This is a genomic window from Streptomyces capitiformicae, from assembly GCF_002214185.1.
GTDB lineage: Bacteria > Actinomycetota > Actinomycetes > Streptomycetales > Streptomycetaceae > Streptomyces > Streptomyces capitiformicae.
The window spans coordinates 4,070,829-4,085,560 of sequence record NZ_CP022161.1 but is presented as its reverse complement, the minus strand read 5'-3'; the positions used below and the strand labels follow the sequence as shown (position 1 = coordinate 4,085,560).

At 70.5% G+C, this 14,732-nt stretch carries 17 protein-coding genes and 1 pseudogene; 10 read left to right on the top strand and 8 right to left on the bottom strand.

Annotated features, from left to right (window positions below; translation table 11 throughout):
- Positions 1-413 precede the first annotated feature (413 nt).
- Positions 414-1,193: an NPP1 family protein gene (locus CES90_RS18215; RefSeq protein WP_189785249.1), complete on the top strand. Its 780-nt coding sequence runs from the start codon at positions 414-416 to the stop codon at positions 1,191-1,193.
- A 76-nt stretch (positions 1,194-1,269) separates the two neighbouring features.
- Here CES90_RS18215 and CES90_RS18210 read toward each other — a convergent pair whose 3' ends face one another.
- The 3 genes and pseudogenes from CES90_RS18210 to CES90_RS18200 form a co-directional block, all read right to left on the bottom strand.
- Positions 1,270-1,542 carry a hypothetical protein gene (locus CES90_RS18210; protein ID WP_308437884.1) on the bottom strand — a complete coding sequence of 91 codons (273 nt, stop codon included), beginning with the start codon at positions 1,540-1,542 and terminating at the stop codon, positions 1,270-1,272.
- Positions 1,543-1,681: 139 nt separating this feature from the next.
- A pseudogene (locus CES90_RS18205) lies at positions 1,682-2,847 on the bottom strand (RNA-guided endonuclease InsQ/TnpB family protein).
- 340 nt (positions 2,848-3,187) lie between these two features.
- Entirely contained in the window at positions 3,188-3,901 is a 714-nt protein-coding gene (locus CES90_RS18200; protein WP_189785248.1) for a copper homeostasis protein CutC, read from the bottom strand.
- Positions 3,902-4,072: 171 nt separating this feature from the next.
- Here CES90_RS18200 and CES90_RS18195 point away from each other — a divergent pair, with 171 nt between their 5' ends.
- Together CES90_RS18195 and CES90_RS18190 are read left to right on the top strand one after the other, a co-directional pair.
- Positions 4,073-4,936 (top strand): helix-turn-helix domain-containing protein, encoded by an 864-nt coding sequence (locus CES90_RS18195; protein WP_189785247.1) that lies wholly within the window; start codon positions 4,073-4,075, stop codon positions 4,934-4,936.
- Positions 4,896-5,186, top strand: a complete 291-nt coding sequence (locus CES90_RS18190) for a DUF397 domain-containing protein (RefSeq protein WP_189785246.1) — start codon at positions 4,896-4,898, stop codon at positions 5,184-5,186. The genes CES90_RS18195 and CES90_RS18190 overlap by 41 nt, the downstream gene beginning before the upstream one ends.
- Positions 5,187-5,228: 42 nt before the next feature.
- Here CES90_RS18190 and CES90_RS18185 read toward each other — a convergent pair whose 3' ends face one another.
- Positions 5,229-5,606: a beta/gamma crystallin domain-containing protein gene (locus CES90_RS18185; RefSeq protein WP_189785245.1), complete on the bottom strand. Its 378-nt coding sequence runs from the start codon at positions 5,604-5,606 to the stop codon at positions 5,229-5,231.
- 239 nt (positions 5,607-5,845) lie between these two features.
- On the opposite strand from CES90_RS18185, the gene CES90_RS18180 reads away from it, so the two are divergent.
- Positions 5,846-6,646, top strand: coding sequence for an SGNH/GDSL hydrolase family protein (locus CES90_RS18180; RefSeq protein WP_229914069.1), 801 nt, complete (start codon positions 5,846-5,848; stop codon positions 6,644-6,646).
- Positions 6,647-6,660: 14 nt separating this feature from the next.
- Here CES90_RS18180 and CES90_RS18175 read toward each other — a convergent pair whose 3' ends face one another.
- Complete coding sequence (locus CES90_RS18175; protein ID WP_189785243.1) at positions 6,661-7,335, bottom strand: maleylpyruvate isomerase family mycothiol-dependent enzyme; 675 nt, start codon at positions 7,333-7,335, stop codon at positions 6,661-6,663.
- A 9-nt stretch (positions 7,336-7,344) separates the two neighbouring features.
- Entirely contained in the window at positions 7,345-7,713 is a 369-nt protein-coding gene (locus CES90_RS18170; RefSeq protein ID WP_189785242.1) for an AQJ64_40280 family protein, read from the bottom strand.
- Between the two features lie 49 nt (positions 7,714-7,762).
- On the opposite strand from CES90_RS18170, the gene CES90_RS18165 reads away from it, so the two are divergent.
- The 3 genes from CES90_RS18165 to CES90_RS18155 are packed head-to-tail and all read left to right on the top strand — an operon-like array spanning position 7,763 to position 10,882.
- Complete coding sequence (locus tag CES90_RS18165; RefSeq protein ID WP_189785241.1) at positions 7,763-8,419, top strand: HD domain-containing protein; 657 nt, start codon at positions 7,763-7,765, stop codon at positions 8,417-8,419.
- Between the two features lie 55 nt (positions 8,420-8,474).
- A complete protein-coding gene (locus CES90_RS18160; protein ID WP_189785240.1) occupies positions 8,475-9,755 on the top strand; it encodes a Cmx/CmrA family chloramphenicol efflux MFS transporter in 1,281 nt (426 codons plus the stop codon).
- Positions 9,756-9,784: 29 nt separating this feature from the next.
- Positions 9,785-10,882 carry a GNAT family N-acetyltransferase gene (locus tag CES90_RS18155; RefSeq protein WP_189785356.1) on the top strand — a complete coding sequence of 366 codons (1,098 nt, stop codon included), beginning with the start codon at positions 9,785-9,787 and terminating at the stop codon, positions 10,880-10,882.
- A 32-nt stretch (positions 10,883-10,914) separates the two neighbouring features.
- Here the strand turns inward: CES90_RS18155 and CES90_RS18150 are convergent, their stop codons facing one another.
- On the bottom strand, positions 10,915-11,181 hold the full coding sequence (locus CES90_RS18150) for a DUF4031 domain-containing protein (protein WP_189785239.1): 267 nt from the start codon (positions 11,179-11,181) through the stop codon (positions 10,915-10,917).
- Positions 11,178-11,603, bottom strand: coding sequence for a hypothetical protein (locus CES90_RS18145; protein ID WP_189785238.1), 426 nt, complete (start codon positions 11,601-11,603; stop codon positions 11,178-11,180). The genes CES90_RS18150 and CES90_RS18145 overlap by 4 nt, the downstream gene beginning before the upstream one ends.
- Before the next feature lie 56 nt (positions 11,604-11,659).
- On the opposite strand from CES90_RS18145, the gene CES90_RS18140 reads away from it, so the two are divergent.
- The 3 genes from CES90_RS18140 (at position 11,660) to CES90_RS18130 (ending at position 14,712) form a co-directional block, all read left to right on the top strand.
- Complete coding sequence (locus CES90_RS18140; protein WP_373313478.1) at positions 11,660-12,610, top strand: MurR/RpiR family transcriptional regulator; 951 nt, start codon at positions 11,660-11,662, stop codon at positions 12,608-12,610.
- 216 nt (positions 12,611-12,826) lie between these two features.
- Entirely contained in the window at positions 12,827-13,780 is a 954-nt protein-coding gene (gene murQ / locus CES90_RS18135) for an N-acetylmuramic acid 6-phosphate etherase (protein WP_189785237.1), read from the top strand.
- Between the two features lie 350 nt (positions 13,781-14,130).
- Complete coding sequence (locus tag CES90_RS18130) at positions 14,131-14,712, top strand: hypothetical protein (protein ID WP_189785236.1); 582 nt, start codon at positions 14,131-14,133, stop codon at positions 14,710-14,712.
- Positions 14,713-14,732 lie beyond the last annotated feature (20 nt).

The following is a 14,732-nucleotide window of genomic DNA, read 5'->3' as shown; positions in this document are numbered from 1 at the left end:
CCGTGAGGCCGCGGCGGCGTATGGATGGCCGGCGTATGGATGGCGTGGATGGCGTGGATCGCATGAAGCGCCTGTCCCCCTGTGGCTGAAACTTGTCATGCCCCCGCTTGGCTTGGGGCGGACACAACTATGCACGTGGACGGGCGGGGAATGATCGCCGGGAGGGCTTTCACGGCGAGTTCGCACACAACAACTACGTGGCGGATATCGAGCCGTGATATGACGCGACGTCACCTTAAGCCCCTCGCGCCCCAGCTCACAGCGTCTTCACAGCAATTGACTCTTCATCACCAGGACACCTCCAACCTCTTGTGGACTACCCGCGAGTAGCGCCAATCTGACCTGCACATGCCATCACCTGCGCATGCCATCACCGTCGCCACCCCCGCGCCGCGGCCCACCAGGAGGACGCAGTGAAGAAGAGCTCACGCCGTTTCCGCATCCGCAGATCCGTGCTCACCGTCGGCGGCGCGCTCGCGCTGGTCGTCGGCGTCGCCGGCAGCGCGTACGCCGCCCCGCCCGCGGCCCTGCCCGCCAACGCGGAGACGCTGGAGACGACCTGGCAGCCCGCCTACGACTACGACGGCGACGGCTGCTACCCCACCCCCGCCATCGGCCCCACCGGCACCGTCAACGGCGGCCTCAAGCCGACCGGTTCGCTCAGCGGGGACTGCCGCGACGCCTCCGACCTGAACAACACCAACGGCTACTCGCGCTACAAGTGCAACAACGGCTGGTGCGCGATCATGTACGACCTCTACTTCGAGAAGGACCAGGCACTCGCGGGCAGCAGCATCGGCGGCCACCGCCACGACTGGGAGCACGTCGTGGTCTGGGTCCAGAACGGCTCGGCCCGGTACGTCTCGACCTCCAACCACGGCAAGTTCACCGTGCACGCCGCGTCCTCGGTCCGCTGGGACGGCACCCACCCCAAGATCGTCTACCACAAGGACGGCATCAGCACGCACTGCTTCCGTCTGGCGGGCTCCGGCGACGAGCCGCCGGAGAACCACAAGGGCACCTGGCAGTACCCGCCGCTCGTCGGCTGGAACGGCTACCCGTCGACCGCGATCCGCGACACCCTCGTCGCGTACAACTTCGGCAGCGCCAACTTCGGTCTGAAGGACGGCAGTTTCAACTCCAACCTCGCGGCCGCGATGCCGTCGGGGATCTCGTTCGACCCGAACGCGTAGCCACCCGGAGGGGCCGGTCGAGTCCGGTTGCAGGGAGGCGGCGGCGTTCCGGCGCCGTCCGCCTCCTCCCCACCACTCAGGTGTGCTCGCCCGACCGGCCCGCGCCCTCCGGCCAGACGACATCCACTGGCAGGCCCGCCCGGTGGGCCTCGGCCACGGCGGTGGCGGTGCCGCCCCGGGCCGTCGAGGACTCGCCGTCCCATACGGCGATCAGGCGGTCCGCGCGCTCCAGCAGGACACGGTTGACGTCCTCGTACGCCTGCCCGTCCGCGCGCTCGTGCCCGAGTACGACGACCTCGTCGGCGGCCTCGACGAGCCGGTCGAACGTTTCGGCGTGGGCGGGGCTCACCCGGCGGTCCCGTGATCCCCTCCGGCTCGTACGGCCGCAAAGCGTCCCGCAGGGCCTGCCGGACGAGCGGTACGCCCGCCTCGGTCAGGTCGATGTGCCCGTTGAATCCTCCCCTCCCTGAAGGGAAGGGATTCCTGGCTCAGGCAGCCTCCGGGAGCAGCGCTCCCGGAGGTCTTACGCCCTCGGCACCAGCCGGGTTGAGACCAGCCCGGACGAGCATCACGCGTGCGGAGTTCTTGTCCCGTGGGGACACGGTCCCGCATGCGGTGCAGGTGTAGGTGCGCTCACCCAGCGGCAGGCGATGCTTGGCTCTCGCATCGCAGTTGGCGCAGTCCATCGTGGTGTGCGCGGGGTGTACCAGGCGGATGTCCCGCCCGTGCTTGCGGCCCATCTCGATCAGAGCGGCCTTGGTGGCGCCGATGGCGGCGTCAGCGGCCTTGCGGGCCATCGTGGTACGGCTGAGGAACTTCGGACGGAAGTCCTCCACAGCGATAGCGTCATGCTCGCGGACCACCTTCTTCGCCCACTTACGGCCGGTGTCCTCACGCTGCCTGGCGACCTTCTTGTAGGCCTTCGCCCGCAGTTTCTTCGCCTCGCGGTAGCCCTTCGATGCCGGCTGTCCTTTCTTCGGCCTGCGGCGGGCCATCATCCGGTCGTACCGCGACAGCTTCTCCTTCGCCTTCTTGCCGTGCCCGGCGTGGGTGAGGTCGTGCGCGTCGGACGTGGTCGTCGCGGTCTCCTGCACACCCCAGTCGACACCGAGTACGCGACCGGTCTCCGGCAGCGGCTGCACCTGGGCGGGCACGACGAACGAGCAGTACCAGTGCCCGAGACTGTCCTGGTACACGCGCACCGAGGACGGCTCCGCCGGCAACTCGCGCGACCACACAACCCTCACCACGATCTCGCCCGCCAGATGCAGACGGCCCTCCTTCAGACGAAACCCGCGCGTGGTGTAGTTGAGGGTGGGCAGTGCCTCGCGCTTGGTCTTCCACTTCGGCATCCCGGCCCGCTGCCACACCGGCAGGCGTTCCCGGATGTCCTTGTGCGCCTTGGCGCGAGAGCGGCCGAAGTCACGAATGACCTGCTGCTGAGGAACCGAGGAGCCCTCACGCAGCCACGGCGTCGTCCGCCGGGCTTGGGTCAGCATCCTGTCCAGCTGCGCCGGGCCGCACGTCTGTTTCCTCCCACTCGCCTTGTTGCGCAGGTGCACCGCCTGAGACTTGGCGACACACTCGTTCCACACCACCGGCACCGGTCCCACTCCGCCGCCAGGACGGTGCGGGCGGTGGACGACACACGCAGCCGGTAGGTGTACCGGGCATGCCCGACTCCCCAGCCGCCCCCACCTGCGCCATCCCGCCCCCCTCACGGTTCCCAGCCGGAACGACACCGCATCCCGAACCCTCCGGGAAACCATATGTACGACCGCCGCACACACGTACCCTGATCCCACAGCCACCACCCCAACCAGCGACTCCCGGAACGCGCGTTCGAATCACTGTGGAAGCGTCCAACAGCAATACGGGCGCTCCGCGCCCTGAACCGGATGCGGCGACGCTCCGCGTCACAACACCCAGATGCGATTCCTCCCCGGCGTGAACGCCGGGGCCTCCTCTCAAGGAACAGGCGACGGCGATGGCGATCATCTCTGCCGCTGCCTCTCCTGCCTGCCGTCCAGCGCCGTACGCCATTGCCGTACGGCGTCGGCGTCGACCGGCGCGGTCCAGCCGGCGGGGCGGGCCGCGCCGCCGATGTGGAAGGCGTCGACACCGGCTGCGCGGAGCGTCGGGAGGTGGTCGAGGCGGAGACCGCCGCCGATCATGAGCCGCTGGGTGTAGCCGGGCTCCCCGCGGCGGGCGGCCTCGGCAAGCAGGAGGGGCATCCCGTCGTCGACCCCGTCGGCCGAACCGGCCGTGAGGTAGGCGTCCAGCCCCGGCAGATCGGCGAGTTGCTTGCGCAGGGCGTCCCGGTCGGCGGCGCGGTCGATCGCCCGGTGGAACGTCCACCGGCACCCGTCCAACTCCGCGACGACCCGCTCCACGGCATCGAGATCGGCCCCGCGGTCCTCGCCGAGGAACCCGAGCACGAACTCGTCCGCCCCCGCCGCCCGCATGTCGCACGCGACCCGTACGAGGGCGGCGAGGTCCCCGGCGGCGAAGCCGTCCGCGAGCCGCAGCATCACCCGTACGTCGATGTCCACGGCCGTCCTGACCTCGGCGTACGTCCGCACCGACGGGCTCAGCCCGTCCGCCCCCATGTCGGTGACCAGCTCCAGCCGATCCGCACCTCCGGCCTGGGCTGCGACGGCGTCCTCGGCATCGAGGGCGATCACCTCCAGGAGCGCACGCGTGGCCATGAGGCCCCTTTCTCTACGTCTCCACACTTCACGAACAGGTCTAGTCCAATTTACAACAGCCGTATCTGCTGGACGCAGCCCTCACGATCGGCACGCGGACGACTACCCTCCGCACCTACTCTCGAACCGGCGCAGTGCAACAAGACCGGCCGCCCGAGAGGGAGTTCTCGCATGCCCAAGCCCAAGACTCTCGACCCGTCCCAGTCCACCCGCGCCATGTACGGCGCCGAACTCCGCTATCAGCGCGAGCGAGCCGGGATGTCCCAGGAGGAGCTGGGGGCGGCGATGTTCGTCTCCGGGTCGTTCGTCGGCCAGTTGGAGTCGGGAGCCCGGAGGATGCGCCTGGAGTACGCGAAGGCGGTGGACGAGATTCTGGGGACCGACGGGTTCTTCGTCCGCAATCTGGAGGCGGCGCGAGCGTCCCCCTACAGCGCGCACTTCGCGGACGTGGTGGACATGGAAGGCATGGCGGAAACGATCAAGGACTGGGCCCCGACGCTGGTCCCCGGTCTCCTGCAGACGGCGGCGTACACGCGAGCGCTCGTCGAGGCGTACGACCCGTTCCTGCCCGAGGAAGACGTCGAGGCGCGAGTCCAGGCCCGACTGGCCCGTGCGCACATCTTCAACGGGCCGAATCCACCCCAGTATTGGGCGGTCCTGGACGAGACCATCGTCCGGCGCTCAGTGGGCGGCCCGGCCGCCATGGCCGAGCAACTTCACCACATCGCGGCGATGGCCCGCCGCAAGAAGGTCATCGTCCAGATGCTGCCCCTCTCGGAGGGGGCGAACGCCGGTCTGTCGGGCATGTTCAAGATGATGACGTTCGCCGATGCTCCAGCCGTCGTATACGTCCAAGGCACCGAAACCGGCCGCCTGATGGACGAACCGGCTGTAGTGACCCGCTCCACGCTGACTTACGATCTGCTTGGGGGTGCGGCGCTGTCGCCTGCCGCGTCCCTCGACCTGATCGAGCAGGCGGCCAAGGAGTACGAGGATGCGCACCGCGCCCGATCCGAGGACCGTGACTTGGCGTAAGAGCAGCTACAGCGGCGGCGAAGGCGATGAGTGCGTCGAAGTCGGCGGCGACTTCACCGGCGCCGCCCTGTCCTGGCGCAAGTCCACGCACAGCGGCGGCACCAGCGCCGAATGCCTCGAAGTCTCCGACAATCTCCCTGGCCTCGTCCCCGTCCGCGACAGCAAGAACCCCACCGGAGGTGTCCTCGTCTTCGGGGCCGCCGCCTGGTCGTGCTTCGTGGCGGCGGCCCGCGAGCTCAGTAATCGGTGATCGGTGATCGGTGATCGGTGATCGGTGATCGGTGATCACCGATCAGTAAATGGTGATCTGCTCGATCTTGTGGACCTTGCCACTGGGGGAACCGGACGCGCGGCCGAGGTCGAAGGCGTAGTACTTGGGGAGTCGGCCCGAGTCCCACTGCGGGCCACCCAGGACCGTGCGGTATTTGAAGCTCACCTCGTTGTTGCCGGTGTTCATCCAGCCCACGCCGTAAATGGCGACGTTGATGGTGCCGGCGTTGGCGAAGCAGGGATCGACGCCGTCGACCTCGAAGTAGAGGAACTCACCATAGTTGCCGCAGTCCACCCGGTTGATGGCGTGGGCGGGCAGGGCGGTGGCGACAGTGGCCGCCAGTGCCGCGCCGGTGACGCCGGCGAAGCGGAGGGCGCGGCGCGTGATCGAACGGTTCATCAAAGGCCCCTCTGTCTCTCACGATGGGGGTGGGAATGGGGATGGGATTCAGGGAGTGAGATTCGCCGGCGGCCCATCAGGTTGCCTGAGTATCGGCAAACTCGTCGAAGAATGCCCTTGAGGGCAAAGGCGGTTGCCCTCCCGTACACAGTGAATTGCGAAGCGGATTTCCCGCTGTACGCTCTGCCCGATCAATTCCGGTCCGGCTTGAAGCTTCAAAAGCGATGCAGAGGGAAGTCATGCGCAGAATCACAGCGGCCGTCGCCGCCGGTCTGATGACATTCGCGGGGCTGGTCGCGGCGGGTGCCCCGGCCCAGGCGGCGACCGAGGCGGAGTACGTCGCGCTCGGCGACTCGTACGCCTCCGGCGTCGGCGCGGGTTCGTACGACGCGTCGAGCGGCGACTGCAAGCGGAGCACGAAGAACTACCCCCGCCTGTGGGCGGCGGCCAACCCCGAGTACTCCCTGAAGGACGTCACTTGTAGCGGCGCGACGATCGCGGACGTACGGGCCGACCAGCTGTCCGCGCTGAGCGCGAGCACCAACCTCGTCACGCTCACCGTGGGCGGCAACGACGCCCAGTTCTCGACGGTGGTGCAGACGTGCCTCACCGACACCGAGAACGCCTGCGCGCTCGCCACCGGGTGGATGTCGCAGTACGCCAGGAACCAGCTGGTGGACGAACTCACGGGCCTGTACAAGGACATCAAGGCCCGTTCGCCCAAGGCCTTGATCCTCGTCTTCGGCTACCCGCAGACGCTTTCCACCAGCGGTGTGTGCTCCCCGATCGAACTCAGCGCCAAGAAGCGCGCCGGGATGAACGGGCTGGCCGACGCGCTGGCCGAGGGCACCCAGAAGGCGACGGTCGACGCGGGCGTCTACTTCATCGACATGCGCAAGCAGTTCACCGGCCACGGCGCCTGCGGCACCGACCCGTGGGTGCACAGCGTCAACGTGTCCGACACGAAGGCGTCCTTCCACCCCAACGCGGCGGGCCACGAGAAGGGCTACGCCGCGAAGTTCATCGCGACCTGGGGCTGACCGCCCTGCCGGGCTCAGGCGTACAGGTTGAGCTCGGCCTCGGTGGCGCCGGCCAGTTCGTAGAACGTACCGGCGGGTGGGCGGCGCCCCGAGTAGAGCCGTACGAGAGTGGCGGCGCCCCCGATGTACCGCGCGGGCGGACCGTCACCACTGGACGCGCCCAGCCGCAGGGGATCGTCCAGGTCGTCGAGGTCGGCGTGGAGCGGGACGGTTCCGCGTACGTGCGTGAGGTGGAGCAACAGGTCCAGGGCCAGGCCGAGTTGAGGGCCGCCGTACGCTCCGGGAAGCCCCCAGGCCTCCCGCACGTCCCCGGCGTGCACCCACTCCCCGAGGGCGATGCCGTCCAGCGCGCCGCCCGCGTCGGCGATCACGCGCCCGGCGTCGGTCATCCCCCGCTCCACCTCGTCCACGACCTCCGCCACGGACCAGCCGTCCCGCTCGGCGATGTCGCGGTCGTTCGACTCCGGGCTGAAAACCCCTTTCTCGAACCGCCCTTCCACCACCCGCGACAGCGCGGCCCCGCAATGCGCGAGCACATGCCGCACCGACCACCCCGGACAACACGTCCCCACGGTGAAGTCCTCTTCCGGCCGCCCCCGCAGCAGCGGCACGAGCACATCCCGCTCGGCGACCAGCAACCGGCCGGGCAGCTCCGAGTCACGTACACCGTGTTCCTCAGCAGCAGTCATGAAGCCAGGCTAGGCCGTCTCTCCCCGGACGCTCCGGAGGGCGGCCCGCACGCCCTTGCCCAGCACCTGGTGCACGGTCATGCCCGGCAGGGTGGGCAGTGCCGCCCAGTGGGTGACGGGTTCGGCGCAAGGCCGGCCGTAGGGCAGGCGGACGACCCGGTCGGAGTCGACGAAGCAGTCGCGGTACTCGGTCCCGTCCTCAGCGACGTGGAGGGTGGTGAAGTACATGGGCAGCACCAGCCAGAACTCCTCCCCTGCCGCCGCCTCGGGCCCCGCCCCGCCGTGGGGTGGGTAACGCCCCGTCGTCGCCGCTGCCACCGGCGTGCCTCTCCTCGGCAGCCGCTCGCGCACGTCCACCCACTCCACAACCGCGTCCATGTTCCCTCCAGCTCACTTCTGACCCCGCCGGCGACGGGACAATGGGCGTATGCCCGACTCCGACATCCGTGAAGCCCTCCGTTTCCGCTGGCTGGGTGCGTTGCTCTCCGCCCGCGACGGTGCCTGTCACCCCGAGCCGTCCCGGTATGCCGAGAACCTGCTGAAGCGCTGGTCGGAGCCGCAGCGGCGGTATCACACGGTTGAGCACCTCACGGCTGTTCTGGATCACATCGACACGTTGGAGGAGTACGCGGACGATCCCGACCTCGTGCGGCTCGCCGCCTGGTTTCACGATGCCGTGTACCTGCCGGAGCGGTCGACGAACGAGGAGCGGTCGGCGCGGCTCGCGGAGCGGGCGTTGCCCGAGGCGGGGGTGCCGCAGGAGAAGGCCGCGGAGGTCGCCCGCCTCGTCCGGCTCACCGTGACTCACGACCCGGCCGAGGGCGATCGCAATGGCGCCGTGCTGTGCGATGCCGACCTGGCGATCCTGGCGGCGGCGCCCGACGCGTACGCCGCCTACGCCGCCGCCGTCCGCGAGGAGTACGGCTTCGTGCCCGACGCGGCGTTTCGGGAGGGGCGGGCCGCCGTTCTGCGTCAACTTCTCGCGCTGCCACGGCTGTTCAGAACGCCGTATGGAGAGCGGGAGTGGGAGGCGCGGGCGCGGGAGAATCTGCGGGGCGAGTTGGTCGCGCTCACTGCGGAGTGAGCCACTCCGGTCGTACGAGGGAATGCGCCCCCGAAGTCGTCAGTTGCCCATGAACATGCCCGCTCATCCTGACCGTCCCCGCGTCCCCCTCTCCGTCTACGTCCTCGGGCTCGCCGTTTTCGCGCTCGGTACGAGTGAGTTCATGCTCTCCGGGCTGTTGCCGCCCATCGCAAAGGACATGGACGTGTCCATTCCGCGGGCGGGACTACTCATCTCGGCGTTCGCGATCGGGATGGTCGTGGGGGCGCCGCTGCTGGCCGTGGCGACTCTTCGCCTCCCTCGCCGGACCACCCTCGTCACGCTCATCACCGTCTTCGGGATCGGGCAGGTCGCGGGGGCCGTGGCGCCCAACTACGCCGTGCTCTTCATCTCTCGGGTCGCGAGTGCGCTCGCGTGTGCCGGGTTCTGGGCCGTCGGGGCAGCGGTGGCCGTGGCCATGGTGCCCGTCAACGCACGGGCCCGGGCGCTCGCCATCATGATCGGCGGGTTGTCGATCGCGAATGTGCTGGGCGTGCCGGCGGGGGCGTTCCTCGGGGAGCACTTCGGGTGGCGGTCGGCGTTCTGGGCGGTGGCCGTGGCGTCGGCCGTCGCGCTCCTCGGGGTCCTGACGCTCGTCCCCGCCATCCCGCTGCCCGAGGAACGGCCCCGCCTGAGCCATGAAGTCCGGATCTACCGCGAACCCCAGCTCTGGCTGTCCATCGGCGTCGTCGCGCTCGCCGCCGCAGGGGTGTTCTGCGTGTTCAGCTATCTCGCTCCGCTGCTCACGGACGTGGCAGGGCTGGACAACGGCTGGGTGCCCACCGTGCTCGCGCTGTTCGGGATCGGGGCGCTGATCGGCACCGCGATCGGCGGGCGCATCGCGGACGCGCACCTCTTCGGGGTGCTGCTCAGCGGTATCGCCGCCTCCACCGTGCTGCTCGTCGCCCTCGCTCTCCTCGCCCAGTACGCCGTCGCCGCCGTGCTGCTCTCCTTCCTCCTCGGGGTGTCCTGCTTCTACACGGCCCCCGCCCTCAACGCCCGTATGTTCGACGTCGCCGGGGCCGCCCCCACCCTCGCCGGCGCCACCACCACCGCCGCGTTCAACCTCGGCAACACGAGCGGACCCTGGCTCGGCGGGATCGTCATCGACGCCGGGTTCGGGTTCACGTCGACGGCCTGGGCGGGCGGGGCGCTCACCGCGGGCGCCATCGGCATCACCACCGTGTCGCTGCGCCACCACCGTCGTACGGCCGCGTCGCGCGTCGTGGCCGGGGGCGACGGCGGGGAGGGCGGCATAGCCATCGGCGAGAAGCGAGAAGTGGAGACCGTCGTAAAACCAGTGCGTGGCGAGCCCTGACCCCACCTATCCTCGCCGCCATGCGACCAATGGGTGGGGAACAGGTACGAGAAGCCGTCGAGCACAGCCTCGGAGTGCTGCGGGAGGCGGTCGGCCGGGACTGGGAAGGGGTCAGGGCGGGGCGGCTGGAGTGGAGTTGCCGGGAGACCGCCGAGCACATCGCGTCGTGTCTCCTCGGGTACGCGGGGCAGTTGGCGGGGCGGGCGACGACGTCGTACCTGCCGTTCGAGTTCACGATGGACGAGGCAACCGGCAACGCCGACGTCCTCGACGTCATCCGGACGACCGGCGAACTGCTCGCCTCCACCGTCCGCACCACGCCCCGCGAGGTGCGCGCCTTCCATCCGGCCCCGTTCCGCGCGGCCGACCGCGAGGGCTTCGCCGCGATGGGGGTCACCGAGGTCCTGCTGCACACGCACGACATCGTCGAGGGGCTGGGGCTGCCCGCGTACATGCCGCCGGCCGACCTCTGCACGAGCCTCCTCACCCGGCTCTTCCCGCACGTCCGCCCCGGCGACGACCCTTGGCCGACCCTGCTGTGGGCCACCGGCCGCGCCGATCTCCCCGGCCGCGCCCGCGTCACCGAGTGGCGCTGGAGCAATACGCTGCACATCCCCGCCGAACGCATCGTCCTGCAGGGCATCCACCCGGCGGCCGCCGCCGACCTGGCCGAGGGCGGCACCGGCGGCTTCGACTGGATCGAGGGCGGGCCCGTCGAGGGGACGCGGGTCGGCGCCGGGATGGTGTTCAAGGCGTACGAGGCGGGGGTGCACCGGCCCGAGTGGGGCATGTTCGCCCTGGTCCGCAAGGAGGACGGGCTGGCCATCGGCGCCCTCGGCTACCACGGCGCCCCCGACGAGGACGGCCGCACCGAGGTCGGCTACGACTTGGTCGAAGGAGCGCGCGGCCGCGGTTACATGACCGAGGCGTTGCGCACCCTGGCCGACTGGGGGCGCGAACGGGCCGCCGAGCGCGGGGACGTCCGCTCCCTCTTCGCCGTCGTCGACAAGGACAACGCCCCTTCCCAGGGCGTCGTCTCCCGCGCCGGTTTCGAGAAGGTGAGCGACGACTGGGGCGACGGGGAGGACGGGGCGCAGTTCGCGTACGAACTCCGGCTGCGCGACTAGGGACTTCCAAAGCACCCCCTGGCGTACGGCGGTTACGCCGGGCGCCCCTTCGGCCTCCGCAACCCCGCTTCCACCAGCCTCCGCAGCAGCTCCTTCGAGCCGACCTCCACCGCCCCCGCCCGTACGACCTCCGCGTAACGGTGGGAGGGGATGTCGTAGTGGTCGCGTTCGAAGGCGCGCTCGGGGACGCCCACCCGCCGTGCGAAAGCGTGCAGTTCGTCGAAGGAGACATCGCTGACGAGGTGCGACCACATGCGTCCGTGCCCCGGCCAGGTGGGCGGATCTATGTAGAGCGTCACGACGACGGCGTCTCCCCGGTCGCCCCGCCGGTGGCGGTCCCCAGCGACCCCACCGCCGCGACCCGCACCCCCGCCTTGTGGCACACCCACTGCGGATCGGGGCCGAGCTCCGGTTCGACGTCGAGGGCGTGCGGGTCGCCGGCGCCGCAGACCGGGCAGAGCGGCCAGCGGCCGTAACGGTCCAGCAGCGCGTCCTGGACGTCCTGCGCGACGAGCCCGGCCACGTACGCGGCGCCGTCCGGCCACTGCTCCACCCACCAGCGGCGCTCGACTACGGAGTCCTCGACCAGCGAGACGACGTCCGCCTCCGCGACCTCGCCCGCGACGAGATCGGCGAGCACGAGCGCGCGAGCCGCGTGCAACGCCCGCTCAAGGAGGCTTACGGGGTCACCGGGGGCACCGGGGGCACTGCTGGGGCTCATGCATCCATTGTGCGCACCCTTGACCACACAGCCGAACAGAAAATATCTTTCATGGTGTGAGCGACGAAGTGAAGGAAATTTTCACAGCCACCGGGGCCACCACGACCGCCGCATCCGCGGCCCCGCCCGCCCCCGCCGCGCTCGCGGCTAAGGTGCGTACGCTGGCGCCTTCCATGACGCGTTCCATGCAGCGGGTCGCGGAGGCGGTCGCGGGCGACCCGGCGGGCTGCGCGGCGCTCACGGTCACCGGTCTCGCCGAGCTCACCGGCACCAGCGAGGCGACGGTCGTGCGCACCGCCCGCCTCCTCGGCTACCCCGGCTACCGCGACCTCCGCCTCGCCCTCGCCGGCCTCGCCGCCCAGCAGCAGTCGGGCCGCGCGCCCTCGGTCACGGCCGACATCGCGGTCGACGACCCGCTGCCCGATGTCGTCGCCAAGCTCGCGTACGACGAACAGCAGACCCTCGCGGACACGGCCGCCGGACTGGACATGGGCCAGCTCGGCGCGGCGGTCGGGGCGCTCGCCGGGGCCCGCCGGATAGATGTCTACGGTGTGGGGGCGTCCGGCCTTGTCGCCCAGGACCTCACGCAGAAGCTGCTCCGCATAGGGCTGATTGCCCACGCGCACAGCGACCCGCACCTCGCCGTCACCAACGCGGTGCAGCTCCGCGCGAAGGACGTGGCGATAGCGATCACCCACTCCGGTTCGACGGGCGACGTCATCGAACCGCTGCGGGTCGCCTTCGACCACGGGGCGACGACGGTCGCGATCACCGGACGACCGGACGGGCCGGTGTCCCAGTACGCCGACCACGTCCTGACCACGTCCACGGCCCGGGAGAGCGAGCTGCGGCCGGCCGCGATGTCGTCCCGGACGAGTCAACTGCTGGTGGTGGACTGCCTGTTCATCGGGGTGATGCAACGGACGTACGAGTCGGCGGCGCCGGCGCTTTCGGCGTCGTACGAGGCGCTGGCGCATCGGCATCGGAGTGGGGGTGCTCCGCGGTAGGACGTTGGGCGCCGTGGATGGTTGGCGCCATGTGTGACTGCGGGCCGTCTGCGGCTGATCGCTCCCCCCTCTCGGCTTCTCCCCCACTCTCGACTTCGCTCGAGCGGGAGGGACCCCCATGAGCGGGGGGACCCCATCGCGGCGGAGCCGCACATGTGCAGAGTCCCGCGCTCCTTGAGGGGCGCTGTCGGCACCGTACGGATAGAGAGTCAGCCCATGCAATCCCTCCCCTCCGACGCCTCCCCCAACCACCTCGCCGTCCGTGCCGAGTTGGAGATGTTGACGACCGAGGCTTTCCGGCCGGAGCTCGCCGACATCGACCGGCTCCCCACCCTCGACATCGCGAAGCTGATGAACGGCGAGGACGCGACCGTGCCGACGGCGGTGGCGGCGCGGCTGCCGCTGATCGCGGCGGCGATCGACGCGATCGCGGAGCGGATGTCCCGGGGCGGCCGGCTGATCTACGCGGGCGCGGGTACGGCGGGCCGGCTCGGTGTGCTGGACGCGTCCGAGTGCCCGCCGACCTTCAACACGACCCCTTCCCAGGTCGTGGGCCTGATCGCGGGCGGCCGGGAGGCGGTGGTCACGTCGATCGAGGGCGCGGAGGACTCGGCGGAACTGGCCAGGACCGACCTCGACGCGCTCACCCTGACCCCCGAGGACACGGTGGTCGGCGTCTCCGCCTCCGGTCGTACGCCGTACGCGATCGGCGCGGTCCAGCACGCCCGCGCCCACGGAGCCCTGACGGTCGGCCTCTCCTGCAACGCGGCCAGCGCGCTCGCGGCGGCCGCCGACCACGGCATCGAGATCGTCGTGGGCCCCGAGCTGGTGACCGGCTCGACCCGTCTGAAGGCGGGCACGGCCCAGAAACTCGTCCTCAACATGCTGTCGACGATCACGATGATCCGCCTCGGCAAGACGTACGGGAACCTGATGGTCGACGTACGCGCCTCCAACGACAAACTCCGCGCCCGCTCCCACCGCATCGTCGCCCTCGCCACCGGCGCGACCGACGACGAGATCGAGACGGCCCTCACCGCGTCGAACGGCGAGGTGAAGAACGCCATCCTGACCATCCTCAGCGGAGTGGACGCCCCGACGGCCACCCGCCTCCTCACGGAGAACGAGGGCCACCTGCGCGCGGCGCTGGCGGCGGCGACGACACCGTGAGGCGCCGCTGGGGGCAAACGCGGCGGTGGGGCCGGGACAGTCGTGCTGTCCCGGCCCCGTCGTGGTTCACCTCGCCGCCGGAGCGAGGGTGCCAGGTGGATGGTGGGCCCGCCACCCCAGGTACGGTCACTTCTTGCCCGGCCGGAACGGGTTCCGTCCGTCGGTGCCCGCCAGGTACTTCTCGGCCGTGCAGTCGGCGGCCTCGGCGTCGGTACGTTGCGCGCCGTACCGCGAGGTGTGCGGCTGCTGAAGCGCCGGGCTCGGCCGAGGCGGCGATGTCAGTGGCGTGTGCGAGTGTGGGCACGAACGACCTACGTACGGGACACGGATACGAAACGGAGCCGCACGCCGTGAATCACGCCCAGCTCACCGCCCTCGGCCGAGCCCTGCGCGTCCTCGGGGAGCACGGCGAGGCCCTCACCGCCGAAACCCCGGACGCCAAGTTGCACGAGGTCAAGGCGGACATCAAGCGTGCCCTGGAGCTGCTGGACGAGACGGTCACGACGGCCGCCCCGACGACGCGCTGCGCCGAGCATCCGAACGGCCCGGTCGACGAGGAGGCCCCCGACCGCTGCCTGCTCTGCGAGACCCGCCGCCGCGCCGCCCGCCGCACCGAGCTGAACGACAGCTACGGCCAGGCCCGCCCCACCGGCCCGGCCGCCCCGACCCCGTCCCGCTACGGCGTACGGGACGACCGCCCCCAGCCCCAGCAGCGCTGGCTCCCGGAGTCCTGGAACGGCCAGGTCTGGCAGCTCTGCGGCACCCCCCGCCGAGACCGCCGCGAGGCCGAGCTCTACCTCACCGCCCAACGCCGCGGCCCCCGCCCCGCGATCTCGTACCGCCTGGTCCACGAGTTCACGGACTACGAGGTGCTACGGGTCTGGGGCGAGCCGGTACGGGTGGACATCGAGCCGATGGGGGGCGGCCTGTAGACCCGCGGCCCTTCGAGGCC

What these genes read in the sequence shown, in the direction of transcription:
- CES90_RS18195 (WP_189785247.1), top strand. Translation starts at nt 4,073, where the DNA reads ATGCCCAAGCCCAAGACTCTCGACCCGTCCCAGTCCACCCGCGCCATG.
- CES90_RS18165 (WP_189785241.1), top strand. Translation starts at nt 7,763, where the DNA reads ATGCCCGACTCCGACATCCGTGAAGCCCTCCGTTTCCGCTGGCTGGGT.
- CES90_RS18200 (WP_189785248.1), bottom strand. Translation starts at nt 3,901, where the DNA reads ATGGCCACGCGTGCGCTCCTGGAGGTGATCGCCCTCGATGCCGAGGAC.
- CES90_RS18145 (WP_189785238.1), bottom strand. Translation starts at nt 11,603, where the DNA reads ATGAGCCCCAGCAGTGCCCCCGGTGCCCCCGGTGACCCCGTAAGCCTC.
- CES90_RS18180 (WP_229914069.1), top strand. Translation starts at nt 5,846, where the DNA reads ATGCGCAGAATCACAGCGGCCGTCGCCGCCGGTCTGATGACATTCGCG.
- CES90_RS18170 (WP_189785242.1), bottom strand. Translation starts at nt 7,713, where the DNA reads ATGGACGCGGTTGTGGAGTGGGTGGACGTGCGCGAGCGGCTGCCGAGG.
- CES90_RS18155 (WP_189785356.1), top strand. Translation starts at nt 9,785, where the DNA reads ATGGGTGGGGAACAGGTACGAGAAGCCGTCGAGCACAGCCTCGGAGTG.
- CES90_RS18175 (WP_189785243.1), bottom strand. Translation starts at nt 7,335, where the DNA reads ATGACTGCTGCTGAGGAACACGGTGTACGTGACTCGGAGCTGCCCGGC.
- CES90_RS18185 (WP_189785245.1), bottom strand. Translation starts at nt 5,606, where the DNA reads ATGAACCGTTCGATCACGCGCCGCGCCCTCCGCTTCGCCGGCGTCACC.
- CES90_RS18190 (WP_189785246.1), top strand. Translation starts at nt 4,896, where the DNA reads ATGCGCACCGCGCCCGATCCGAGGACCGTGACTTGGCGTAAGAGCAGC.
- CES90_RS18160 (WP_189785240.1), top strand. Translation starts at nt 8,475, where the DNA reads ATGCCCGCTCATCCTGACCGTCCCCGCGTCCCCCTCTCCGTCTACGTC.
- murQ (WP_189785237.1), top strand. Translation starts at nt 12,827, where the DNA reads ATGCAATCCCTCCCCTCCGACGCCTCCCCCAACCACCTCGCCGTCCGT.